The organism is Pseudomonas sp. NFPP04 (genome assembly GCF_900113815.1).
Classification (GTDB): Bacteria; Pseudomonadota; Gammaproteobacteria; order Pseudomonadales; family Pseudomonadaceae; genus Aquipseudomonas; species Aquipseudomonas extremorientalis.
Map to the genome: position 1 here is coordinate 89453 of NZ_FOQS01000005.1, position 22349 is coordinate 111801.

At 62.2% G+C, this 22349-nt stretch carries 22 protein-coding genes and 1 pseudogene; 10 read left to right on the forward strand and 13 right to left on the reverse strand.

The annotated features are described in order from the left end of the window. Positions 1-147 precede the first annotated feature (147 nt). The 4 genes from BM017_RS12515 (at position 148) to BM017_RS12530 (ending at position 4205) form a co-directional block, all read left to right on the forward strand. On the forward strand, positions 148-630 hold the full coding sequence (locus BM017_RS12515) for a sigma-70 family RNA polymerase sigma factor (protein WP_071492100.1): 483 nt from the start codon (positions 148-150) through the stop codon (positions 628-630). A 120-nt stretch (positions 631-750) separates the two neighbouring features. Continuing rightward, positions 751-2088, forward strand: coding sequence for a lysine N(6)-hydroxylase/L-ornithine N(5)-oxygenase family protein (locus BM017_RS12520; protein ID WP_092244636.1), 1338 nt, complete (start codon positions 751-753; stop codon positions 2086-2088). 66 nt (positions 2089-2154) lie between these two features. Beyond that, the gene (locus BM017_RS12525) at positions 2155-3375 is read left to right on the forward strand and encodes a putative DNA modification/repair radical SAM protein (RefSeq protein WP_092244638.1); all 1221 of its coding nucleotides are present in this window, start codon (positions 2155-2157) and stop codon (positions 3373-3375) included. Continuing rightward, positions 3372-4205, forward strand: a complete 834-nt coding sequence (locus BM017_RS12530; protein ID WP_092244641.1) for a TIGR03915 family putative DNA repair protein — start codon at positions 3372-3374, stop codon at positions 4203-4205. Before BM017_RS12525 ends, BM017_RS12530 begins: the two co-directional genes overlap by 4 nt. Before the next feature lie 122 nt (positions 4206-4327). Here BM017_RS12530 and BM017_RS12535 read toward each other — a convergent pair whose 3' ends face one another. The 7 genes from BM017_RS12535 to ctlX form a co-directional block, all read right to left on the reverse strand. Then, positions 4328-4825, reverse strand: coding sequence for an Lrp/AsnC family transcriptional regulator (locus BM017_RS12535; RefSeq protein ID WP_016974875.1), 498 nt, complete (start codon positions 4823-4825; stop codon positions 4328-4330). A 5-nt stretch (positions 4826-4830) separates the two neighbouring features. After that, positions 4831-5661 carry an ABC transporter ATP-binding protein gene (locus BM017_RS12540; protein WP_256575628.1) on the reverse strand — a complete coding sequence of 277 codons (831 nt, stop codon included), beginning with the start codon at positions 5659-5661 and terminating at the stop codon, positions 4831-4833. A 3-nt stretch (positions 5662-5664) separates the two neighbouring features. Continuing rightward, a complete protein-coding gene (locus BM017_RS12545; protein ID WP_065903984.1) occupies positions 5665-6378 on the reverse strand; it encodes an ABC transporter permease in 714 nt (237 codons plus the stop codon). Beyond that, the gene (locus BM017_RS12550; protein ID WP_071492097.1) at positions 6375-7076 is read right to left on the reverse strand and encodes an ABC transporter permease; all 702 of its coding nucleotides are present in this window, start codon (positions 7074-7076) and stop codon (positions 6375-6377) included. The genes BM017_RS12545 and BM017_RS12550 overlap by 4 nt, the downstream gene beginning before the upstream one ends. Before the next feature lie 167 nt (positions 7077-7243). Next, complete coding sequence (locus tag BM017_RS12555; RefSeq protein WP_092244644.1) at positions 7244-8023, reverse strand: ABC transporter substrate-binding protein; 780 nt, start codon at positions 8021-8023, stop codon at positions 7244-7246. A 226-nt stretch (positions 8024-8249) separates the two neighbouring features. Continuing rightward, positions 8250-9296, reverse strand: a complete 1047-nt coding sequence (locus tag BM017_RS12560; RefSeq protein WP_092244647.1) for an ornithine cyclodeaminase — start codon at positions 9294-9296, stop codon at positions 8250-8252. An 11-nt stretch (positions 9297-9307) separates the two neighbouring features. Then, on the reverse strand, positions 9308-10234 hold the full coding sequence (gene ctlX, locus BM017_RS12565) for a citrulline utilization hydrolase CtlX (RefSeq protein WP_092244650.1): 927 nt from the start codon (positions 10232-10234) through the stop codon (positions 9308-9310). A 285-nt stretch (positions 10235-10519) separates the two neighbouring features. Here ctlX and BM017_RS12570 point away from each other — a divergent pair, with 285 nt between their 5' ends. Further along, complete coding sequence (locus BM017_RS12570) at positions 10520-11404, forward strand: GNAT family acetyltransferase (protein ID WP_092244653.1); 885 nt, start codon at positions 10520-10522, stop codon at positions 11402-11404. A gap of 69 nt (positions 11405-11473) precedes the next feature. On the opposite strand, the gene BM017_RS12575 is transcribed toward BM017_RS12570, so the two are convergent. The 5 genes from BM017_RS12575 to BM017_RS12595 all read right to left on the reverse strand — a co-directional run bounded on the left by BM017_RS12575 (position 11474) and on the right by BM017_RS12595 (position 17615). Beyond that, complete coding sequence (locus BM017_RS12575) at positions 11474-12493, reverse strand: branched-chain amino acid aminotransferase (RefSeq protein WP_092244656.1); 1020 nt, start codon at positions 12491-12493, stop codon at positions 11474-11476. Positions 12494-12676: 183 nt separating this feature from the next. Continuing rightward, complete coding sequence (gene lpdA, locus BM017_RS12580) at positions 12677-14056, reverse strand: dihydrolipoyl dehydrogenase (protein ID WP_092244659.1); 1380 nt, start codon at positions 14054-14056, stop codon at positions 12677-12679. 3 nt (positions 14057-14059) lie between these two features. Next, a complete protein-coding gene (locus BM017_RS12585; protein WP_092244662.1) occupies positions 14060-15319 on the reverse strand; it encodes a dihydrolipoamide acetyltransferase family protein in 1260 nt (419 codons plus the stop codon). Beyond that, complete coding sequence (locus tag BM017_RS12590) at positions 15320-16378, reverse strand: alpha-ketoacid dehydrogenase subunit beta (RefSeq protein WP_016978112.1); 1059 nt, start codon at positions 16376-16378, stop codon at positions 15320-15322. A gap of 1 nt (position 16379) precedes the next feature. Next, a complete protein-coding gene (locus tag BM017_RS12595; RefSeq protein ID WP_092244665.1) occupies positions 16380-17615 on the reverse strand; it encodes a 3-methyl-2-oxobutanoate dehydrogenase (2-methylpropanoyl-transferring) subunit alpha in 1236 nt (411 codons plus the stop codon). Between the two features lie 195 nt (positions 17616-17810). On the opposite strand from BM017_RS12595, the gene bkdR reads away from it, so the two are divergent. Continuing rightward, positions 17811-18299 (forward strand): Bkd operon transcriptional regulator BkdR, encoded by a 489-nt coding sequence (gene bkdR, locus BM017_RS12600; protein WP_092244668.1) that lies wholly within the window; start codon positions 17811-17813, stop codon positions 18297-18299. Positions 18300-18422: 123 nt separating this feature from the next. Here the strand turns inward: bkdR and BM017_RS12605 are convergent, their stop codons facing one another. Further along, positions 18423-19286, reverse strand: a complete 864-nt coding sequence (locus BM017_RS12605; protein WP_092244671.1) for an MBL fold metallo-hydrolase — start codon at positions 19284-19286, stop codon at positions 18423-18425. A 94-nt stretch (positions 19287-19380) separates the two neighbouring features. Here BM017_RS12605 and BM017_RS12610 point away from each other — a divergent pair, with 94 nt between their 5' ends. The 4 genes and pseudogenes from BM017_RS12610 to BM017_RS12625 all read left to right on the forward strand — a co-directional run. After that, positions 19381-19716, forward strand: a complete 336-nt coding sequence (locus BM017_RS12610) for an ArsR/SmtB family transcription factor (RefSeq protein ID WP_005789341.1) — start codon at positions 19381-19383, stop codon at positions 19714-19716. 50 nt (positions 19717-19766) lie between these two features. Further along, positions 19767-21011, forward strand: coding sequence for an NAD(P)/FAD-dependent oxidoreductase (locus BM017_RS12615; protein WP_092244674.1), 1245 nt, complete (start codon positions 19767-19769; stop codon positions 21009-21011). Beyond that, entirely contained in the window at positions 21012-21824 is an 813-nt protein-coding gene (locus tag BM017_RS12620) for a sulfite exporter TauE/SafE family protein (RefSeq protein WP_092244676.1), read from the forward strand. It begins immediately after the preceding gene. Between the two features lie 145 nt (positions 21825-21969). Continuing rightward, positions 21970-22299: pseudogene (locus BM017_RS12625) on the forward strand (porin); the annotation flags it as partial. Positions 22300-22349 lie beyond the last annotated feature (50 nt).

Here is a 22349-nt window from a genome sequence, read left to right on the forward strand (position 1 = left end):
TTGAAGAAAAAAATCGTCCGTTGATGCGAGTCTGCTTTAAAAGTAGATGAGAATTACTATAAATTGCACACACTCAAACTGCCATCACCTGAACGCTGTCTTTTTTGCACCCGGGGACCTAATGCCGCCACCCCGCGGCCGGGAGTCATGTTGGAAAACTACTATCGCGAGCTGGTGTGTTTCCTCAACGCCAAGCTGGGCAACCGTCAGGTGGCCGAGGATGTGGTGCATGACGCGTATGTCCGGGTGCTGGAACGTTCCAGCGACACCCCCATCGAACAACCCCGTGCCTTTTTATACCGCACCGCGCTTAACCTGGTGATTGACGGCCACCGGCGCAACGCCCTGCGGCAGGTCGAACCGCTGGACGTACTCGATGCCGAAGAACGCTTTGCCAGCAGTTCGCCGCACACCACCCACGACCACGGCCAGCGCCTGGAACTGCTCGAACGCGCCCTGGCCGAGCTGCCGCCGGCCTGTCGCGACAGCTTCCTGCTGCGCAAACTCGACGGCCTGACCCACCTGCAGATTGCCGAACGCCTGTGCATTTCCCGCGCGTTGGTGGAAAAACACATCGTCAACGCCATGAAGCACTGCCGGGTGCGCATGCGCGAGTGGGAAGCGCACTGATCACTGATCAGTTAAATTTTATTTCACTGTCCTCGTTTCCTATCAACACACGGCCTGATGTGCAGGCCTTGAAAGGTATTCCCGCCCCACCGCCAAGGGGCTTATCCAGAGGACACTGGAATGACACAGGCAATTGCTTCGCCCGCGGTTCACGACCTGATCGGTATCGGTTTCGGCCCTTCGAACCTGGCGCTGGCCATCGCCCTGCAGGAGCGCGAAAAGGCCCAGGGCAAACTGGACGTACTGTTCCTGGACAAACAGGCCGACTACCGCTGGCACGGCAATACCCTGGTCACCCAGAGCGAGCTGCAGATCTCGTTCCTCAAGGATCTGGTGACCCTGCGCAACCCCACCAGTCCGTACTCCTTCGTCAATTACCTGAAAGCCCACGACCGCCTGGTGGAGTTCATCAACCTGGGCACCTTCTACCCGTGCCGCATGGAGTACAACGATTACCTGCGCTGGGTCGCCGGCCAGTTCCAGGCCCAGGCGCGCTACGGCGAGGAGGTGCTGGCCATCGAGCCGATCCTGCACCAGCAGCAGGTCGAAGCCCTGCGCGTGATCTCCCGCGATGCACTGGGCGAGCAGCATGTGCGCACCACTCGTTCGGTGGTGGTCAGCGCCGGTGGCACGCCACGTATTCCTGAGGCGTTCAACGCGCTCAAAGGCGACAGCCGGGTGTTCCACCATTCCCAATACCTGGAGCGCATGGCCAGCCAGCCGTGTGTCGACGGCAAGGCCATGCGCATCGCCATCATCGGCGGCGGCCAGAGTGCGGCCGAAGCCTTTATCGACCTGAACGACAGCTTCCCGTCGGTGCAGGTCGACATGATCCTGCGCGGCTCGGCGCTCAAGCCGGCCGATGACAGCCCGTTCGTCAACGAAGTGTTCTCGCCGGCCTTTACCGACCTGGTGTTCCAGCAGGAGGGCGCCGAGCGCGAGCGCCTGGTGGCCGAGTACCAGAACACCAACTATTCGGTGGTGGACCTGGACCTGATCGAGCGCATCTACGGCATTTTCTACCGCCAGAAAGTTTCCGGCATCGCCCGCCAGGCGTTCCGCACCATGACCGTGGTCGAGAAGGCCACGCCGGGCCCGCTGGGCATCGAGTTGGCGCTGCGCAACAACGCCAACGGCGAAACCAGCCTCAACCATTACGACGCGGTGATCCTGGCCACCGGCTACGAGCGCCAGACGCACCGCGCCTTGCTCGCGCCGCTGGAAGACTACCTGGGCGACTTCGACGTGGCGCGCGACTACCGCATCGTCACCGACGAGCGTTGCAACGCCGGCGTCTACATCCAGGGGTTCAGCCAGGCCAGCCACGGTTTGAGCGACACCTTGCTGTCGGTGCTGCCGATCCGCGCCGATGAAATTGCGGCGTCGTTGTATGCCCTGGACCGTGGGCGCGGCAAGGGGCGCTCGGTGCAGGACCTGTTGCTTGCCACCGCCAGCTGACCAACTGCGCTTGTGACCGGGAGGGCTGCCTGATACTGTACAAAAAACCAGTATCGGTAGCCCTCCATGCAGTTGATCGAAAAACTCAGCATTCTCGCCGACGCCGCCAAGTACGACGCGTCCTGCGCCAGCAGTGGCGCGCCCAAGCGCAGTTCCGAGGGCAAGACGGGGCTGGGTTCCACCGATGGCATGGGCATCTGCCACAGCTATACGCCGGACGGGCGTTGCGTGTCGTTGCTCAAGGTGCTGCTCACCAACTTCTGTCTCTACGACTGCCAGTACTGCGTCAACCGCCGCTCCAGCGACGTGCCCCGCGCACGGTTCAGCCCGGAGGAAGTGGTGACCCTGACCCTGGATTTCTATCGGCGCAATTGCGTCAGCGGGCTGTTTCTCAGCTCCGGCATCATCCGTTCGTCCGACTACACCATGGAGCAGTTGGTGCGCGTGGCCAAGCTGCTGCGCGAAGAACACGACTTTCGCGGCTATATCCACCTCAAGACCATTCCCGACGCGGACCCGGCGCTGATCGCCGAGGCCGGGCGCTATGCCGACCGGCTGAGCGTGAACATCGAGCTGCCCACCGAGGCCAGCCTGCAGACCCTGGCGCCGGAAAAAAAGATCGTCTCGATCAAGCAGGCCATGCAGACCATCTACACTGGCGAGCAGACGGTCCGTAACGAACCGCGTGCACCGCGTTTTGCCCCGGCCGGGCAGAGCACGCAACTGATCGTCGGCGCCGACGACACCGATGACAGCACCATCCTCCACGGTGCCGAGGCGTTGTACGGCAACTTCAAGCTGCGTCGCGTGTATTACTCGGCGTTCAGCCCCATCCCCAACAGCCCGAAAAGCGTGCCCCTGGCCGCGCCGCCGCTGATGCGCGAGCACCGCTTGTACCAGGCCGATTTCCTGTTGCGCAGCTATGGGTTCAACGCCAATGAGCTGTTCAAAGGCCCCGGCCACCTGGCCCTGGACATCGACCCCAAGTTGGCCTGGGCCCTGGACAACCGCGATGTGTTCCCCCTGGACCTCAATCGCGCCGAACCGACCTTGATCGCACGCATTCCAGGCATTGGCCTGCGCACCACCCAGCGCCTGGTGGACCTGCGTCGCGAACGCAAGATCCGCTTCGAAGACCTGGCGCGCATGCGCTGCGTGCTGGCCAAGGCCAAGCCGTTTTTCATCACCAGCGACTACCATCCGCAACAGGCCGACAGCACCAGCGTGCTGTTGCGCGAGCAACTGCGCGACCGCCCGCAACCCGAGCAGATGGGGTTGTGGGGGTGATCAGCCTGGAATGCGACAACCTGTTCGCCACCTGGCGCGACCAGGCACGCTGGCTGCTCAGCCATCAGGTCGACCCCAGTCAGGTGAGCTGGGGCGAGGCGGAGGTGGCGGACCTGTTTGCCACTGACCAGTCGATTCCCGAGGCGCCCGGGCCTTTCCAGACGCGAGTGCCCAAGGCCCTGCTGGAACTGCTGGAATCGGCTGCCTGCTACCACGGCGACCAACGCTGGAGCCTGCTGTATGAGGTGCTGTGGCGCGTCAGCCATGGCGACCGCACCGCGATGCTGGCCGGGGACAAGCTGGGCAGCGAGTTGCAGCGGCGGATCAAGCAGGTCAGCCGCGAGGCGCACCACCTGCATGCATTTGTGCGGTTTATCGCGCTGCCGGCGGGAGCGGGTCCGGAACTGCCGGAATACGTGGCCTGGCATGAACCGGCCCATGACATCCTGAAATCCGCCAGCCAACATTTTATCGGGCGCATGGGCCGTCATCGCTGGATGATCGCCACGCCGTTGGATGGGGTTTACTACGATGGCGAGCAGTTGATCCACCAGCGTGAGTGCCCCGAGGCGTGGCGGCAGTTGGCGCAGAATGTCGAGGACCCCCATAGCGCGATGTGGCTGACCTATTACAGCCACATCTTCAACCCGGCACGGTTGAACCCCAAGGTGATGGAAGGGCATTTGCCCAGCCGGTTCTGGAAGAACCTGCCGGAGGGCAAGTTGATACCGGGGTTGATCAGCGAGGCAAGGACGGGAAAGCAGAAGGATGGGCAGGCCAGGCTGATTGGCACCAAGCCTGGCAAGAGAATCTTAAGCGGGCAGGGTTGAATATGTGGGAGGGGGCTTGCCCCCGATGAGGGAGTGTCAGTCACAGATGCATAGACTGACACACTGCTATCGGGGGCAAGCCCCCTCCCACATTCGATCGGCAGTGTTTTGGAGAGATAAGTTCAGGCCAACTCGGTGGCGGTGTTCTTGACCACTGCCAATTCCGGATGCGCCACCAACTTATCGATGTGCAACTCATCATTGTTCAGCCAGGTCTCTGTCAACACCCGGTAATGCTCCATGTCCCGGCAACGCATGCGCAGGCTGTAGTCGAACGGTCCGCTGATCAGTTGGCATTCGAACACCTGCGGGCAGGCCTTCACACAGGCTTCGAAGGCCTTTTGCGCCGAGCGCCCGCTTTGGTTGGACAAGGCCACCAGCACCAGCAATGACAAGCCTGGCGAGACCATCTGCACATCGATGATCGCCCCATACCCACGGATCACCCCGCGCCGCTCCAGCTTGCGCACCCGTTCCAGGCAGGGACGGGGCGTGAGGTGTACCAGCGACGAGAGCTTTTCGTAGGTGATGCGCCCCTGATGGCGCAGCACTTCGATAATGGCTTCATCGATGCGGTCCAGCGCAGGGGAGGAATGGGGTCCGTTGGCCTTGGTATCCATGGGTTTCACTTCAAACGGTTGGAAAGAAATTGCTGCAGGCGCTCACTGCTGGGGTGGTCGAGGATCCTGGCGTCGCCTTGTTCCTCAACCTTGCCCTGGTGCAAGAACAGCACTTGGCTGGACACCTGGCGGGCAAAGCCCATTTCGTGGGTGACCATCAGCATGGTACGACCTTCCTCGGCCAACGTCTGTATGACTTTGAGGACTTCTCCTACAAGTTCTGGGTCGAGCGCGGAAGTCGGCTCATCGAACAGGATGATCTCCGGCTCCATCGCCAGGGCCCGGGCAATCGCCACGCGCTGCTGCTGGCCGCCGGACAGGAACGCGGGGTACTGATCCGCCACGCGGCCCGGCAGGCCGACCTTGTCCAGGTACAGGCGTGCGCGTTTTTCCGCCTCGGCGGCGCTCACGCCCAGCACCCGGCGCGGGGCCATGGTGATATTTTCCAGCACGGTCATGTGGCTCCACAGGTTGAAGTGCTGGAACACCATGGCCAGGCGTGTACGCAGGTTCTGCAGTTGGGCCTGGTGCGGCGCGCGTGTGCCGGCGCGGCCTTGCTGCATTTCGATGCTGATGCCGTCCAGGGTGATCACCCCGGCGTTCGGCTGTTCGAGGAAGTTGATGCAGCGCAGCATCGTGCTTTTGCCGGAGCCGCTGGCGCCGATCAGGCTGATCACATCGCCATTGCGCGCATTCAGCGATACGCCCTTGAGCACTTCGTGTTCGCCGTAGCGTTTGTGGATGCCTTCGACTTGCAGCTTGATAGCGGTGGTGGCGGGTGTGGCAACGGGTTCGTCAACGGGATAAGTGGCCAGGGCCTGCGCGGACTGATTCATGGGTTAGCCTCGGGTAGGAACAAGAAAACGCATCCAGCGACGTTCGGCCAGTCGGAACAGGCCCACCAGTGCAAAGGACAGCAGCATGTAGAGCAGGGCGGCGATGCCGAAGGCCTGGAACGTCAGGAACGTCTCGGCATTGGCGTCGCGGGCCACCTTGAGGATGTCGGCGACGGTGGCGGTAAACGCCAGGGAGGTTGCGTGCAGCATCAGGATCATTTCATTGCTGTAGGCCGGCAACGCGCGGCGCAAGGCCGCCGGCACCACCACAAACAGGTTCAGCCGCCAGCCATGCAAACCATAGGCGCGGGCCGCTTCGATTTCGCCGTGGGGAATATTGCGGATCGCCCCGGCGAAGATTTCCACGGTGTAGGCGCAGGTGTTGAGCACGAAGGCCAGCAGGGTGCAGTTCAGCGCGTTGCGGAAAAACTGGTTGAGCAGGGCGTTGTCCTGCACCACTTCCAGGCTGTACAGCCCGGTGTAGCAAATCAGCAGTTGGATATACAGCGGCGTCCCGCGGAACAGGTAGGTGTAGACCTCTACCGGCCAGCGCAGCCAGAAGTGCTCGGAAACCCTTGCCAGTGCCAGTGGAATCGACAGCACGAAGCCGAACACCACCGAGATGATGAACAGCCACAGGGTCATGGCCACGCCGGACAGCCCCGCGCCATCGCTGAACAGGTAGGCCAGGCCGTATTGCTGGAACAGTTCGATCATCGCGCCATCCCCTTGATGCCGAGGTTGTAGCGCCGTTCGAGGCGCTTGAAGATGCGGTTGGATAGGGTAGTGATCACCAGGTACACCAGGCCGGCGAGGATCAGGAAGTACAGCGGCTCGTTGGTGGTCTTGCCGGCGTTCTGCGCGGCCTTGACCAGGTCCGACAGGCCGATGATCGACACCAGCGCCGTGGACTTGAGCAGCACCAGCCAGTTATTGCCCAGGCCCGGCAGGGCAAAGCGCATCAGCTGCGGGAACAGCACCAGGTGAAAACGCTGCCAGCGGCTCAGCCCATAGGCGGTCGCCGCTTCCAGTTGGCCGACCGGCACGCTGAGGATCGCGCCCCGGAAATTCTCGGTGAAATACGCGCCGTAGATGAAGCCCAGGGTGACGACGCCTGCGGTAAATGGGTCGATTTCAAAGTAGCCCCAGCCGAACATTTCGCTCAGGTCGTTTAGCCACAGTTGCAGGCTGTAGAAAATCAGCAGGATCAGCACCAGGTCCGGCACGCTGCGGATCAGCGTGGTGTAGAGCGTGGCCGGTACCCGTAGCCATTTGGCGCTGGAGAGCTTGGCGCCGGCGGCGATCAGACCAAGGGCGAGGCTCAGGGCCAGGGCGAGGAAGGACAGCTTGAGCGTCATCCACGCACCCTGGGCGAGCATCGGGCCGTAGCCCTGCAAGTTGAGGAATTCATTCATGGAAATGATCTCGATGGAGCACAGAGATTGACTGTGGACGCTGCCTTTTGTGGGAGGGGGCTTGCCCCCGATAGAGGTGTATCAGTGCCAAATCAGTTGACTGACCCACCGCTATCGGGGGCAAGCCCCCTCCCACACAAGCAAGTTTCCACAGCGAGGTCAGAGCATCACTCGTGGTAGATATCCTGATCACCGAAGTACTTCTTCTGGATCTGCGCGTAAGTGCCATCCGCCTGCACGGCAGCGATACCCTTGTTGATCAGCGTGCGCAGTTCCTGGTCGTTCTTGCGCAGGCCCATGGCGATGTCCAGGGGCAGGGTCGGGTCCTTGAAGGCCGGGCCGGTCTTGAAGTCGGCACCTTCGGGCTTGGACAGGAAGTTGAGCTGGGCTTCGAGCTTGTCGGTCAGGGTCGCGTCGAGGCGGCCGTTCTGCAGGTCGGCGTAGTTCTGGTCCTGGGACTGGTACGCCTTGATCTGCGCCCCAAGCCTGGCCAGGTGCGCACGGGCATAGGCCTCCTGCAACGAACCTTGCAGTACGCCAACCTGCTTGCCCTTGAGGGATTGCGGGGTGTCGCCGAAGTCAGCGCTCTTGCGGGTGATCACCGAGGTCGGGCTGAGGAACAGCCGGTCACTGAAGTCGATGATTTTTTCACGGGCGGGGGTGACGGCCATGGACGACATGATCGCGTCGAACTTGCGCGCACGCAGGGCCGGGATCATGCCGTCGAATTCGTTGTGGACCCAGGTGCATTTCACTTCGAGCTTGGCGCAGATCGCGTTGCCCAACTCGATATCGAAGCCTTGCAGGCTGCCGTCGGCGGCCACCGATTCGAAGGGTGGGTATTCGGGGAATACGCCGAAGCGGATTTCTTTCCAGTCCTGGGCGTGGGCGGCGCTTGCGCAGAGTGGCAACAGCAGCGCGGCGAAGAGTGATCGCAATGGAGTCATGTGCAGGTCCCTATATTTTGTAATTGATGTCAGGGCAGTGAATAACTGGGAGCAGAGAATGCTTCATGATGGTGCGTTTTTTGTGTCGTTTACCCCGTGCACAAAGCGCGAATTGCGCTGTTAAAACTGGCAATGCAGCGGAATCGGCTGTGACACCCGCTGAATCGGCTTTTCATCCCTGAAAAACCGGCCTGCCATCGACGCAAAGCAGCAGGCCAGAGCGGTCTCAGGCACGCCTTTTCTGCTGTACGCCGGGCTGCCGGGCCAGGCGTGCGAACAGGTCTTTGGGATCGGCCAGGTCCGGCACCAGTTCAAGTGTGCTGCCCACATCCAGCGCTTTTGCGACGTCCATTACGTAGCGCAGTGCCGAGTAGTCTTCGATGGCGAAACCCACCGAGTCGAACAGCGTGACCTGGCGCGCATTCTCGCGGCCTGGCTGCTGGCCGTTGATCACTTGCCACAGCTCGGTCACCGGCGAATCTTCCGGCATGTGCTGGATTTCACCTTCGATACGGCTTTGTGGTTCGTACTCGACGATCACGCGGGCGCGCTCGACGATACGTCGGTCCAGTTCGGTCTTGCCCGGGCAGTCGCCGCCGACGGCGTTGAGGTGCATGCCGGGTTCGATCATGTCGTCGGTGAGGATGGTGGCGTAGGCCTTGTCGGCGGTGACGGTGGTGACGATGTCGGCGCCTTTGACGGCCTCGGCCACGCTGCCGGCCAGGATCACTTTTATTGCCGGGAAGGCCTTGAGGTTGGCCGCCAGCTTGGCGGTGGCCTTGGCGTCGATATCGAACAGGCGGATTTCATTGATGCCGAGCATGGCGTGGAAGGCCAGGGCCTGGAATTCGCTCTGCGAGCCGTTGCCGATCAGCGCCATGCTGCGGCTGTTCTCGCGGGCCAGGTAGCGGGCGACCAGCGCCGAGGTGGCGGCGGTGCGGATCGCGGTGGTCAGGGTCATTTCCGCCAGCAGCACCGGCAGGCCGGTATCGACATCGCCCAGCGCACCGAAGGCCATCACGGTGAGCATGCCCGCCAGGGTGTTTTTCGGGTGGCCGTTGACGTACTTGAACGCATACAGCGACGCGTCGGACACCGGCATTAGCTCGATCACGCCGTCCGGCGAGTGGTTGGCCAGGCGCGCGCATTTCTCGAAATCCTGCCAGCGCAGGTAATCGGCGCGGATGTACTCGGCCATCTCGGTGATGCAAGTGGGCAGGCCTTTTTGCGAGACCAGGTAGCAGAGATCGTTGACGTCGATATAGCGGGTCATGGCAAGACTCCTTATTGAAATGAGGGACGGGCGGGCAGGTGCACTTCCGCCAGCATGCAGCGGGCACTGCCGCCGCCGATGCGTTCGATGTTGTCGATGTTCACCACCACCGGCCGGGTGTGGCGTTCTATGTGTTGGCGCTGGGTCGGTTGCAGGGCGCCCCAGGCGCTGGCCGACATCACCAGCAGCGGCTGGCCGTCGCGGTCGTGGACTTCGAGCATGTTGCCGGCGAAGGCTTCCAACTGGTCGAAGTCGAGGGCGACGATGTCCTTGCCAGTGTCGCGCAGGGAGCGCTCCAGGGCCTGGCGCTCATCGGCAATCGGCAGGGCTTGCAGGCATACCACCGAGAGGTCGCGGCCGACGCTCATCATCACGTTGCTGTGGTAGATCGGCGCGTGGTGGCGGTCGACCGCATGGAACACGCAGAGCTGGTAGTCGAGGCGTTCGGCGAACTGGCGCAGGGCGTCGTGGTGAGTGCGCCCGGAGTGGCAGGCGTAGCTGATGCGGTGCTGGCGGTCGAGCACCATGCTGCCGGTGCCTTCGAGGAAGATGTTCTGTTGTTCGAGGTGGCTGAGGTCGATGGTGTCCTTGACCGTAAATCGCTGTTCCAACACTTGCAGCACGCCTTTGTCGCGTTCCAGTCGTCGGTTCTGGCCTTCCATCGGGTACAGCACCAGGCTGCCGTCGGCGTGGCTGCTCCACCAGTTGTTGGGGAAGATCGAGTCGGGGGTGTGCGGCGCCGGGGTGTCCTGCACCACCAGAACCTCCACGCCATGATTGCGCAGGGTGGTGACATAGCCGTCGAACTCCTCCAGCGCTTTCTGCTGTGCGTGGAGCGGGTCGAGGGGCGGGCGTTGGAAACGGTTGTTGATCGCGGTGTCCGGGTTGAAGGCAAAGCGCGCCGGGCGAATCATCAAGACGGTGTTGGTGGTTTGCATGGGGGCACGACATCCATGGGGTGAGCAGTGGGTGTATTTTGTGGGTTGTGCGGGATGAATCCCGGCTGAAACCGAGGGGTGGGTCAGCCGGGAAAGCTGAAAAGTGGGGTAGGGCAGCCGAATCGGCTGCCGGAGTGAAATGCACGTAACCTGTGGGAGGGGGCTTGCCCGCGACAGCGGTGGGTCAGCCAGAAAATCTATATCTGAAAGCATGCTATCGGGGGCAAGCTCCCTCCCACATGGGTAGGGTGGTGTTTGTTGCAGCTGTGTCAGCCAGGAGGAATTATGTCTACCGTCGTTCGTTTAGCCCAAGCCACCGATGCCGAGGGCATCAGCCAGGTCATCCTGGCCGCCCTGCACAGCAGCAACGCGCGGGACTATCCGGCGCATGTGATTGCGCGGGTTGCCGCTAACTTCACGCCGGAGGCGGTGCTGGAACTGCTCAAGCGTCGCGTGGTGCTGGTAGCGATTCAGGATCAGGTGATCGTCGCCACCGCAGCGCTGGATGCGAATGTGGTGCGCTCGGTATTCGTCAACCCGGCGCTGCAAGGGCAGGGCATTGGGCGATTGTTGATGATCGAGATTGAGCTACGCGCCCGCGAAGCCGGGGTGACGGTGCTGAGCGTGCCGTCATCGCTGACCGCCGAGCCGTTCTACACCAAATTGGGGTTTCACACCGTGCGCGACGTTTATCACGGCAGCGAACGTACGTTGGTGATGGAAAAGGCCCTGCTGTCCCGGCATCCCATCGGGCCGTATCGCGACCGTCAGCACCGGGCGCAGGTGGTAGCGTTATGGCAGGAGGCATTCGGCTACGAAACGGCGCACAACCTGCCCGCCCTGGCGATTGATAAGAAGCTGGCGGTCGACGATGGGCTGTTCTTTGTCGCGACGGACAAAAAAACCGTGATCGGGACCATTCTGGCCGGGTACGACGGGCACCGTGGCTGGCTGTATTCAGTGGCGGTGCATGGGGACTATCGGCGGCAGGGTTTGGGATCGTCGCTGGTGCGGCATGCGGAACAGGTATTGACGGCGCTGGGCTGCATGAAGATCAACCTGCAGATCACCAGTGGTAATGAGGGGGTCGTCGGGTTCTACGAGGCATTGGGGTATGGGGTGGAACCCAGGATCAGCATGGGCAAGAAGCTAGTGGTGAATATCCCCTGACAATGAAAAAAACCGCCAGATCAGGCTGCGTTTTCACACAGCCTGAGATGGCGGGTTTTTCCAGGTAACTCAGACCTTGACGATCCAGCCTTGCGGCGCTTCGACGTCACCGGTCTGCACACCGGTCAGCTCTTTGTAGAGCTTCTGGGTGATCGGGCCGACTTCGGTCTCGCTGTGGAACACGTGCAGCTTGCCATTGTACTGGATGCCGCCGATCGGCGAGATCACCGCCGCCGTACCGCAGGCGCCGGCTTCCTTGAACTGGTCCAGTTTGTCGATGAACACTTCGCCCTCGATCACGTCCAGGCCCAGGCGGGTCTTGGCCAGTTCGATCAGCGACAGGCGGGTGATGCCTGGCAGTACCGAAGGCGACTTCGGCGTGATGAACTTATTGTCGTGGGTGATCCCGAAGAAGTTGGCCGAGCCGACTTCTTCGATTTTCGAATGGGTCATCGGGTCCAGGTAGATCGCGTCGGCAAAACCGGCTTTCTTCGCTTCGGAACCCGGCATCAGGCTGGCGGCGTAGTTGCCACCGACCTTGGCGGCACCGGTGCCTTGTGGCGCGGCGCGGTCGAAGCTGGAAATCTGGAAGTTGTGCGGCACCAGGCCGCCCTTGAAGTAGGCGCCGACCGGGATGCAGAACACCGAGAAGATGAACTCCGGCGCAGTGCGCACGCCGATGTTGTCACCGGTGCCGATCACGAACGGGCGCAGGTACAGCGCGCCGCCACTGCCGTACGGCGGGATGAAGCGCTCGTTGGCCGCGACCACTTGCTTGCAGGCGTCGATGAAGTCTTCGGTCGAGACGTGCGGCATCAGCAGGCGGGCGCAGCTGCGCTGCATGCGGGCGGCGTTCTGGTCCGGGCGGAACAGGTTGATCGAACCGTCCTTGCAACGATAGGCCTTGAGGCCTTCGAAGCATTGCTGGCCGTAGTGCAGGGCGGTGGAGCCCTCGCTGATGTGCAGCACGTTGTCGTCGGTCAGGGTGCCTTCTTGCCATTCGCCGTTTTTCCAGACCTGGAGAAACCGCTTGTCGGTCTTGATGTAGTCAAAACCCAGCTTGTCCCAATTGATGCTTTCGTTACCCATGACACCCTCTATCGTTGGTCAAGTCGGTTTTTTTCTGGATGGGCGCAACAATACTGCATTCTTGGCTTGTGTGGGAGCCACTGGGTGTGACCGATCCACCGCTATCGGGGGCAAGCCCCCTCCCACATTTGGAATGCATTCCCCTGTGGGAGGGGGCTTGCCCCCGATGGCCTCACCGCGTTTTTACAGATGCAGTGCGTGCCCCAACGCCCGCAGCGCGGCTTCCTGCACCGCTTCGCCGAGGGTCGGATGCGCATGGATGGTGCCCGCCACGTCTTCCAGGCGCGAACCCATTTCCAGGCTCAGGCCAAAGGCGGTGGACAGTTCCGAGACGCCCACCCCCACGGCTTGCCAGCCGACGATCAGGTGGTTGTCACGGCGTGCCACCACCCGCACGAAGCCGGTCTTGGACTCCAGGGTCATGGCCCGGCCATTGGCCGCGAACGGGAAGCTCGACACGATGCAGTCAAGGCCAGCGGCCTTGGCTTCGTCGGGCGTCTTGCCGACCACCACCAGTTCCGGGTCGGTAAAGCACACCGCCGGAATGGCCGCCGGGTTGAATTCGCGATGCTTACCGCTGATCAGTTCGGCGACCATCTCGCCCTGGGCCATGGCCCGGTGCGCCAGCATCGGCTCGCCGCTCAGGTCGCCAATGGCATACACATTGCGCATGCTGGTCTGGCAGCGATTGTCGATCCTGATCGCCGCGCCGTTCATGTCCAGGTTCAGCGCTTCGAGGTTCCAGCCCTGGGTGTTGGGTTTGCGACCGACGGCAACCAGCACCTGATCAGTGGCCAACGACAAGGTGTCGCCGTTCGGGTCGCGCACTTGCAGGCTGCCATCGGCAAAACCGGTGACACTGTGCTTGAGGTAAAGCTTCACGCCCAGTTGCCTGAGGGATTCGTTCACCGGCTGCGTCAGCTCGGCATCATAGGCCGGCAGGATACGATCCTGTGCTTCGACCACACTCACGTCGGCGCCGAGCTTGCGGTAAGCGATGCCCAGTTCCAAACCGATGTAACCGCCGCCCACCACGATCAGGCGCTTGGGCACGCTTTTCGGTGCAAGGGCTTCGGTCGAGGAGATGATCGGCCCGCCAATCGGCAGCATTGGCAGGTTGACGCTTTTCGAGCCGGTGGCCAGCAGCAAGTGTTCGCACTGGATGCGCTGGTCGCCGACGTCGACGGTCTTGCCGTCCACCACCTTGGCCCAGCCGCGGATCACTTGCACCTTGTGCTTTTTCAGCAGCGCCGCGACGCCAGTGGTCAGGCGATCGACAATGCCGTCTTTCCATTCCACGCTCTTGCGGATGTCCAGGGTTGGCACATCCACTTCGATGCCCAGTTGTGAGCCCTGGCTGTGGTGCACGGTTTGCTGGAATTGCTCGGCCACATGGATAAGGGCCTTGGATGGGATGCAGCCGATATTCAGGCACGTGCCGCCCAGCGCCTGGCCCTCCACCAGGATGGTCGGGATACCCAGTTGGCCGGCACGGATCGCCGCCACATAACCGCCAGGGCCGCCACCGATAATCAGCAGGGTGGTATTCAATGTCTGCGTCATGCCTTACTCCAGGAACAGGCTGGCGGGTTGTTCGAGCAGGCCGCGAATGGCCTGGATGAATTGCGCCGCGTCCATGCCATCGACCACGCGGTGATCGAAGGAGCTGGAGAGGTTCATCATCTTGCGCACCACGATCTGGCCCTTGATCACCATCGGCCGCTCGACAATGCGATTGACGCCGACGATGGCCACTTCCGGCAGGTTCAGCACCGGCGTGCTGACAATGCCGCCCAGCGCGCCCAGGCTGGTCAGGGTAATCGTCGAACCCGATAGCTCATCGCGGCTGGCCTTGCCGTTGCGCGCCGCCGTGGCCAAACGTGCGATTTCCTCGGCATTGCCCCACAGGCTGCGGGCTTCGGCGTGGCGCACCACCGGCACCATCAGGCCGACATCGCTCTGGGTGGCGACGCCCACATGCACCGCGCCGAGGCGGGTGATGACCTGGGCTTCGTCGTCGTAACGCGCATTGATCTGCGGGAAGTCGCGCAACGCCACGACCATGGCGCGCACGATGAACGGCAGCAGGGTCAGCTTGCCGCGTGTGGCGCCGTGTTTCTCATTGAGGTGCACGCGCAACTCGTCGAGGGCGGTAACATCGATTTCTTCAACATAGCTGAAATGCGCGGCGCGCCGGGTGGCGTCCTGCATGCGCTGGGCGATCTTGCGGCGCATGCCGATCACCGGGATCTGTTCCTCGGTGTTGCGTTCGGCATAAGGGTTGGCCGTTGCCGAAGGCTTTGCCGCGCCTTGTTGCAGGTAGGCGTCGAGGTCTTCGTGCAGAATCCGCCCGGCGGGGCCCGTGCCCTGCACCAGGCGCAGTTGAATCCCGGCGTCCAGGGCGTGTTTGCGCACGGCGGGGGAGGCCAATGGGCGCTCGTCGGCGGCACGTGCCACGGGGGCCTGGGCCGCGACAACCGGTGCTGGCTTGCTTTCAACCACGACCGGTGCAGGCTTGGCTTCCATCACCGGTACGGCCTTCGGCGCCTCTTTGACGACCGGCGCATCCTTGGCGTTGCCCACGCCTTCCACTTCAATGCTGATCAGAATACTGCCCACCGCCATGACCTCACCCGGCTCGCCGCCGAGGGAGATCACCTTGCCGTGCACCGGCGAGGGAATGTCCACCATCGCCTTGTCGGTCATTACGTCCGCCAGCACCTGGTCTTCGACCACCATGTCGCCGACCTTCACATGCCACACCGACAGTTCAACTTCCGCGATGCCTTCGCCAATGTCCGGCATCTTGATAACGTGCGTGCCCATTCAGACCTCCATGACCCGTTTCAACGCCGCACCCACGCGGGACGGCCCTGGGAAATACGCCCACTCCTGCGCGTGCGGGTAGGGGGTGTCCCAACCGGTAACGCGTTCGATCGGCGCTTCCAGGTGGTGGAAGCAATGCTCTTGCACCAGCGACACCAGCTCGGCACCAAAGCCGCAGGTGCGGGTGGCTTCGTGTACCACCACGCAACGGCCGGTCTTCTTCACCGATTTGACGATGGTTTCCAGGTCCAGCGGCCACAGGCTGCGCAGGTCGATGACTTCGGCGTCGATGCCGGTTTCTTCGGCGGCCACTTGCGACACATACACCGTGGTGCCGTAGGTCAGCACGGTGACGGCCGAACCCGGACGCACGATGGCGGCCACGTCCAGCGGCACGGTGTAGTAACCGTCCGGCACCTGGGCTTGCGGGTGTTTCGACCACGGTGTTACCGGGCGGTCGTGGTGGCCATCGAACGGGCCGTTGTACAGGCGCTTGGGCTCGAGGAAGATCACCGGGTCATCGTTTTCGATGGAGGCGATCAGCAGGCCCTTGGCGTCATACGGGTTGGACGGCATCACCGTGCGCAGGCCGCAGACCTGGGTGAACACCGCTTCGATACTCTGGCTGTGGGTCTGGCCGCCGTAGATACCGCCGCCGCAGGGCATGCGCATGGTCAGCGGCGCGGTGAACTGGCCGGCCGAGCGATAACGCAGGCGCGCCGCTTCCGAGATGATCTGGTCGGTGGCGGGGTAGACGTAGTCGGCGAACTGGATTTCGGCAACCGGGCGCAGGCCATAGGCGCCCATGCCTACGGCCACGCCGATAATGCCGCTTTCCGAGATCGGCGCGTCAAACACCCGCGAGCTGCCGTACTTGGTCTGCAAGCCTTCGGTGCAACGGAACACGCCGCCGAAATAGCCCACGTCCTGGCCAAACACCACCACGTTATCATCTCGTTCGAGCATCACATCCATGGCCGAGCGCAAGGCCTGGATCATGGTCATGGTGGTGGTGGTCATGGCGGTTTCCACTTCAATGCTGTTGTTGTGATCGTTCATGTCAGACCCCCAACTCTTGACGCTGGCGCTTCAAGTGCTCCGGCATCTCTTTATAGACGTCCTCGAACATGGTCGCGGCGCTTGGAATCTGGCCACCGGCCAGGGTGCCGTACTGTTCGGCCTGCTTTTGCGCGGCAATCACTTCGGCTTCAAGTTCGGCACTGACCGCCGCGTGTTCCTCTTCGGACCACTGGCCAATCCTGATCAGGTGCTGCTTGAGGCGGGCAATCGGGTCGCCCAGGGGGAAGTGGCTCCAGTCGTCGGCGGGGCGGTATTTGGAAGGATCATCCGAGGTGGAGTGCGGACCGGCGCGGTAGGTCACCCACTCGATCAGCGTGGGCCCCAGGTTGCGGCGCGCGCGCTCGGCAGCCCAGGCCGAAGCGGCGTACACCGCGATGAAGTCGTTGCCGTCCACCCGCAGGGAGGCGATGCCGCAACCGACGCCGCGTCCGGCGAAGGTGGTGGCTTCGCCGCCGGCGATGGCTTGGAAGGTGGAGATGGCCCACTGGTTGTTGACTACATTGAGGATCACCGGCGCACGGTACACGTGGGCGAAGGTGAGGGCGGTGTGGAAGTCGGATTCGGCGGTGGCGCCGTCGCCGATCCAGGCGGAGGCGATCTTGGTATCGCCCTTGATCGCCGAGGCCATGCCCCAACCCACGCCTTGTACGAACTGGGTGGCGAGGTTGCCGGAAATCGTGAAGAAGCCAGCGTCTTTCACCGAGTACATGATCGGCAACTGGCGGCCCTTGAGCGGGTCGCGTTCATTGGACAGCAACTGGCAGATCAGGTCCACCAGTGGCACTTCACGGGCCATCAGGATGCTTTGCTGGCGGTAGGTGGGGAAGCACATGTCGTCGATGTTCAAGGCCAGGGCCTGGGCGCTGCCGATGGCTTCTTCGCCAAGGCTCTGCATGTAGAACGACATTTTTTTCTGACGCTGGGCGACCACCATGCGGTTGTCGAAGATCCGCGTCTTGAGCATGGCGCGCATGCCTTTGCGCAGAATCTCCACCGGGACGCCTTCGGCCCACGGACCGAGGGCCTGGCCTTGGTCGTCGAGCACGCGGATCAGGCCCTTGGCCAGGTCGGCGGTGTCGGCGGGTTCTACGTCGATGGCGGGTTTGCGCACGGTGCCTGCGTCGGTCAGGCGCAGGTACGTGAAGTCGGTCTTGCAGCCTGGACGGCCCGAGGGTTCAGGGACGTGCAGACGCAGTGGTTCATACTGCTGGGTCATGGCTTTCTACGCTCTATCTTGTGAATTTCTTGTAGTGGGCGCGCTAGCTGACAGTCAGTCCCCGGGTAGGGGAAATCTTGTCCTACAACAATCATAGGCGTGGCGTAGAAGAATATTTATCTCTGTTTCGTTGCGCCCGCGGTCATTTGCGGATAAAAAACCTGCATAAACATAATAAACAGGTGAATTTGTCTCATGCGCAAACTGGACCGTACCGATATCGGCATTCTCAACGCTCTGCAGGAGAATGCACGGATCACCAACGCCGACCTGGCCCGCTCGGTCAACCTGTCGCCCACGCCGTGTTTCAACCGGGTGAAGGCGATGGAAGAACTGGGCCTGATTCGCGACCAGGTCACGCTGCTGGACGCCGACCTGCTGGGGCTGCACGTCAATGTGTTCATTCACGTGAGCCTGGAAAAGCAGAATGAGTTGGCGTTGCAGCAGTTCGAAGGGGCAATTGCGGACCGTCCGGAAGTGATGGAGTGCTACCTGATGGCCGGCGACCCGGACTACCTCATCCGCGTGCTGGTACCGACGATCCAGTCGCTGGAGCGTTTCATGATGGACTTTCTGACCAAGGTGCCGGGGGTGGCGAACATCCGCTCAAGCTTTGCGCTCAAGCAGGTGCGCTATAAAACCGCACTGCCGCTGCCGGCCAATGGCATCAGTCTGGGTGCCTGATAAAAGTGGGAGGGTGCTTGCCCCCGATAGCGGTGGATCAGCTACACATGATGTGTCTGACATACTGCAATCGGGGGCAAGCACCCTCCCACATTTGATCCCATTACAGATCAGAGACCATTTTCAGAGTTGGTTGACGGGGATTTTCAGGTAGGTCACGCCGTTATCTTCCGCCGGCGGCATATTCCCCGCCCGCACATTCACCTGGATCGCCGGCAGCAGCAGCGTCGGCATCCCCAGCCCGGCGTCGCGTCGGGTGCGCATTTCTACAAACGCCGCTTCATCCACGCCGTCATGCACATGGATATTGCCTGCGCGTTGCTCGGCCACTGTGGTCCGGCACTTAGCCTCCCGGCCTTCCGGCGGGTAGTCATGGCACACGTACAGTTCGGTTTCCAAAGGAAAGGCCAGCAACTTGCGCATCGATGCATACAACTGCCGCGCATCCCCGCCGGGGAAATCACAGCGGGCGGTACCGACATCCGGCATGAACAGCGTGTCGCCCACCAGGATCAATCGGCCGTCGATCAGGTAGGCCATGTCCGCTGGAGTATGCCCTGGCACATGCAGTGCCTGGGCCTTTAGGTTGCCGATGTGAAACACCTCATCCGGCGCAAACAGGTGGTCGAACTGCGAGCCATCTACACGAAATTCCGGCTCCAGGTTGAACAGGTGCTTGAATACGCCCTGGACTTTGCTGATGGCCTGGCCAATCGCGATCTTGCCGCCCAAGGTGCGGCGCAGGTAGGGCGCCGCCGACAGGTGGTCGGCGTGGGCGTGGGTTTCCAGCAGCCACTGCACCTGCAAGCCGTGCTCGCGCACGAAGGCGATGACGTTATCGGCCTGGGCGGTGTCGGTGCGCCCCGAGGCCGGATCGTAGTTGAGCACTGAGTCGACAATGGCGCACGGGCCGCCGTCGGTTTCATAGACGACGTAGGTGTAGGTCGACGATGCCTCGTCCAGAAAGGCTTGAATCAACGCTGGCATGGCGAACGTCCCCGATGGAGAAAAAAGTAGTTACAATCAGTTTACGTTTTCACATAATGTTTCGAGCTTAAGTGACACAAAGGACCCGAGGCAAATGGAATCTACTCTGAGTGAAGGCGAAGTTGCCCAGTTGCGCGCATCGGCGTCCAAGGCCTGCTCCTTGCTCAAGGCCCTGGCCAATGAGGATCGCTTGCTCATCCTGTGCCAGCTGACCCAGGGCGAGCGCAATGTCGGCGAGCTGGAAGCCCTGACCGGCGTGCGCCAGCCCACGCTGTCACAACAGTTGGGCATCCTGCGTGACGAAGGGTTGGTGGCCACCCGTCGGGAAGGCAAATACATTTTCTACGGGCTGGCCAGCCATGAAGTGATTCAAGTGATGAAGACCCTGTCCGGGCTGTACTGCGGCGCGGTCATAAAAAGCTGGGCGTGACGCCATCCGGCAGCGACCCTTGTGTGCATGTATTACAAAGGCGATAGACCATGACCGACCAACACTGGGGCCCTACCATCAGTGGCGATATCGTAGTCATCGGCGGCGGCTCGGCGGGCATCGGCCTGCTGGCCAGCCTGCTCAAGCGCGATCCCCACCTGCATATCACCCTGATCGAACCGAGCGACCACCACTGCTACCAGCCCGCCTGGACCCTGGTCGGCGGCGGTGCCTACGACGTGAAGAAAACCCGCCGCCCACTGGCCGACGTCCTGCCCAATGGCGTCACCTGGGTACAGGCCGCCGTCACCGAACTGCTGCCCGATGAGCAGACCCTGGTGCTCGACAGCGGTCAGCGCGTCACCTGGAACAACCTGATCGTCTGCCCCGGCCTGCGCCTGGCCTGGGAAAAGGTCGAGGGGCTGCAAGACACCCTGGGCAAACATGGCGTCACATCCAACTACAGTTACCAGCACGCTGCTTACACCTGGCAGTTGGTGCAGCAACTCAAGGGCGGCAAGGCGATCTTCACCCAGCCGGCCATGCCGATCAAATGCGCGGGTGCGCCGCAGAAAGCCATGTACCTGTCCTGCGATCACTGGCTCAAACAGGGCACGCTGAACAATATCGACGTCGAATTCAACCTGGCCGGCGCCGCACTGTTCGGGGTGGCGACCTTTGTGCCGCCGCTGATGAAGTACGTGGAAAAATACAACGCCCGCCTGGCGTTCAATGCCAACCTGGTGAAAGTCGATGGCCCTGCGCGCAAGGCCTGGTTCGAGGTGAAGGACCCCGAGGGTAACGTCCGCGTCGAGGAGAAAACCTTCGACCTGCTGCACGTGGTGCCACCGCAAGTGTCCCCGGATTTTATCCGCCAAAGCCCACTGGCCGACGCCGCCGGTTGGTGTGAGGTGAACCCCCATAGCCTGCAGCACCTGCGGTATCCGCATATCTTCGGCCTGGGCGACGTGTGCGGCACCACCAACGCCAAGACCGCCGCAGCGGTGCGCAAGCAAATCGTGGTGGTTGCCGAAAACCTGCTGGCCCTGCGCAAACAGGCGCCGTTGCCGCTCAAATATGACGGCTACGGTTCCTGCCCCTTGACGGTGGAGAAGGGCAAGGTGGTGCTGGCCGAGTTTGGCTATGGCGGCAAGCTGCTGCCGACCTTTCCCCTGGACCCGACCCGGGCGCGTCGTTCGATGTGGTTCCTCAAGGCGACCTTGCTGCCGTGGTTCTACTGGAACGGCATGCTCAAGGGCCGCGAATGGCTGACCCGCCTGAGCAAGGTGGACTGAATGCTGCTCGCCAGTGTGTTGGGATTGTTGATGGGCCTGGTCATGGGCCTGACCGGCGCCGGTGGCGGCATTCTCGGGGTGCCGGCGCTGGTGCTGGGCCTGGGTTTGAGCATGACCCAGGCGGCGCCGGTGTCACTGCTCGCCGTGGGCGCGGCGGCTGCGGTGGGGGCGGTCGATGGTTTGCGCCATGGCTTGGTGCGCTACCGCGCGGCGTTGCTGATCGCCTTGCTTGGCGCGCTGTTTTCGCCGGTGGGGGTGTATCTCGCCCACCAATTGCCGGAAGCCCTGTTGATGGGGCTGTTCAGCGCATTGATGGTGCTGGTGGCCTGGCGCATGTTGCAGCGGGAAAAACGCGAGGCAGGGCCGAGTGACCACGGCACCGCCTCCTGGGGCCAGAAGAACTGCATGCTCGACCAGCACACCGGGCGCCTGGCCTGGACTGCCAAATGCAGCGCGACCCTGGCCGCTCTCGGCGCAGTGACCGGTGCGGTGTCCGGCTTGCTCGGTGTCGGCGGTGGCTTCCTGATCGTGCCGGCATTCAAGCAACTCACCGACGTGCAGATGCGCGGCATCGTCGCCACCTCCCTGATGGTGATCAGCCTGCTGTCGTTGATCGGCGTGGCCGGCGCGTTGCATGCCGGTGTGCGCATCGAGCCGGTGGGTTGGGTGTTTATCGCCGCGAGTATCGTCGGCATGCTGGCCGGTCGGCGTCTGTGTTCGGTGATTCCTGCGCGTACCTTGCAAGTGGGGTTTGCCAGCCTGTGTGTCGTGGTGGCCGTGGGCATGTTGGTCAAGGCCGGTCTTACATCCTAAGTGCCGGGCCTGGACTAAACCGAACTTGCCGGGCACCCGCTGCCTCTCCAAAGCATCCGCAAATCAGGGCCAAGGCAGCGTATGCCATGGCCCACCGCCTTTTGATAATCGCCTCCGACATCAAGTCCCCGTTGCGGAGCGCACCATGCATAATAATAAGAACGTCCCCCTGCGTCTGTTACCTGTCTTTATCCTCGGCCTGGGCCTCAGCCCATTCGCCGACGCCGAAATCATGCTGTACGACAAGGACGAAACCACCTTCTCCACCGATGGCTACATCAACGCCTTCTACGTCAATAGTGACGTCGGCCGTGCCGGTGACCAATACGACCGCCGCCAGTCGCGTGTGAAGATGGGCTTCTTGCCCAACTACCTGGGCTTCAACATGACCAAGCAGGTGGACGACCTCAAGCTCGGCGACAACCTGAAGCTGGTGGCGGAGTACAACCAGTTCCAGATCGAGGCGCATGACACCCATGCCCAAAATGAAGACACCGATACCTTTGCCGTAGGTGCTGTCCTCAC

What these genes read in the sequence shown, in the direction of transcription:
- BM017_RS12515 (WP_071492100.1), top strand. Translation starts at nt 148, where the DNA reads ATGTTGGAAAACTACTATCGCGAGCTGGTGTGTTTCCTCAACGCCAAG.
- BM017_RS12520 (WP_092244636.1), top strand. Translation starts at nt 751, where the DNA reads ATGACACAGGCAATTGCTTCGCCCGCGGTTCACGACCTGATCGGTATC.
- BM017_RS12525 (WP_092244638.1), top strand. Translation starts at nt 2,155, where the DNA reads ATGCAGTTGATCGAAAAACTCAGCATTCTCGCCGACGCCGCCAAGTAC.
- BM017_RS12535 (WP_016974875.1), bottom strand. Translation starts at nt 4,825, where the DNA reads ATGGATACCAAGGCCAACGGACCCCATTCCTCCCCTGCGCTGGACCGC.
- BM017_RS12540 (WP_256575628.1), bottom strand. Translation starts at nt 5,661, where the DNA reads ATGAATCAGTCCGCGCAGGCCCTGGCCACTTATCCCGTTGACGAACCC.
- BM017_RS12545 (WP_065903984.1), bottom strand. Translation starts at nt 6,378, where the DNA reads ATGATCGAACTGTTCCAGCAATACGGCCTGGCCTACCTGTTCAGCGAT.
- BM017_RS12550 (WP_071492097.1), bottom strand. Translation starts at nt 7,076, where the DNA reads ATGAATGAATTCCTCAACTTGCAGGGCTACGGCCCGATGCTCGCCCAG.
- BM017_RS12555 (WP_092244644.1), bottom strand. Translation starts at nt 8,023, where the DNA reads ATGACTCCATTGCGATCACTCTTCGCCGCGCTGCTGTTGCCACTCTGC.
- BM017_RS12560 (WP_092244647.1), bottom strand. Translation starts at nt 9,296, where the DNA reads ATGACCCGCTATATCGACGTCAACGATCTCTGCTACCTGGTCTCGCAA.
- ctlX (WP_092244650.1), bottom strand. Translation starts at nt 10,234, where the DNA reads ATGCAAACCACCAACACCGTCTTGATGATTCGCCCGGCGCGCTTTGCC.
- BM017_RS12570 (WP_092244653.1), top strand. Translation starts at nt 10,520, where the DNA reads ATGTCTACCGTCGTTCGTTTAGCCCAAGCCACCGATGCCGAGGGCATC.
- BM017_RS12575 (WP_092244656.1), bottom strand. Translation starts at nt 12,493, where the DNA reads ATGGGTAACGAAAGCATCAATTGGGACAAGCTGGGTTTTGACTACATC.
- lpdA (WP_092244659.1), bottom strand. Translation starts at nt 14,056, where the DNA reads ATGACGCAGACATTGAATACCACCCTGCTGATTATCGGTGGCGGCCCT.
- BM017_RS12585 (WP_092244662.1), bottom strand. Translation starts at nt 15,319, where the DNA reads ATGGGCACGCACGTTATCAAGATGCCGGACATTGGCGAAGGCATCGCG.
- BM017_RS12590 (WP_016978112.1), bottom strand. Translation starts at nt 16,378, where the DNA reads ATGAACGATCACAACAACAGCATTGAAGTGGAAACCGCCATGACCACC.
- BM017_RS12595 (WP_092244665.1), bottom strand. Translation starts at nt 17,615, where the DNA reads ATGACCCAGCAGTATGAACCACTGCGTCTGCACGTCCCTGAACCCTCG.
- bkdR (WP_092244668.1), top strand. Translation starts at nt 17,811, where the DNA reads ATGCGCAAACTGGACCGTACCGATATCGGCATTCTCAACGCTCTGCAG.
- BM017_RS12605 (WP_092244671.1), bottom strand. Translation starts at nt 19,286, where the DNA reads ATGCCAGCGTTGATTCAAGCCTTTCTGGACGAGGCATCGTCGACCTAC.
- BM017_RS12610 (WP_005789341.1), top strand. Translation starts at nt 19,381, where the DNA reads ATGGAATCTACTCTGAGTGAAGGCGAAGTTGCCCAGTTGCGCGCATCG.
- BM017_RS12615 (WP_092244674.1), top strand. Translation starts at nt 19,767, where the DNA reads ATGACCGACCAACACTGGGGCCCTACCATCAGTGGCGATATCGTAGTC.
- BM017_RS12620 (WP_092244676.1), top strand. Translation starts at nt 21,012, where the DNA reads ATGCTGCTCGCCAGTGTGTTGGGATTGTTGATGGGCCTGGTCATGGGC.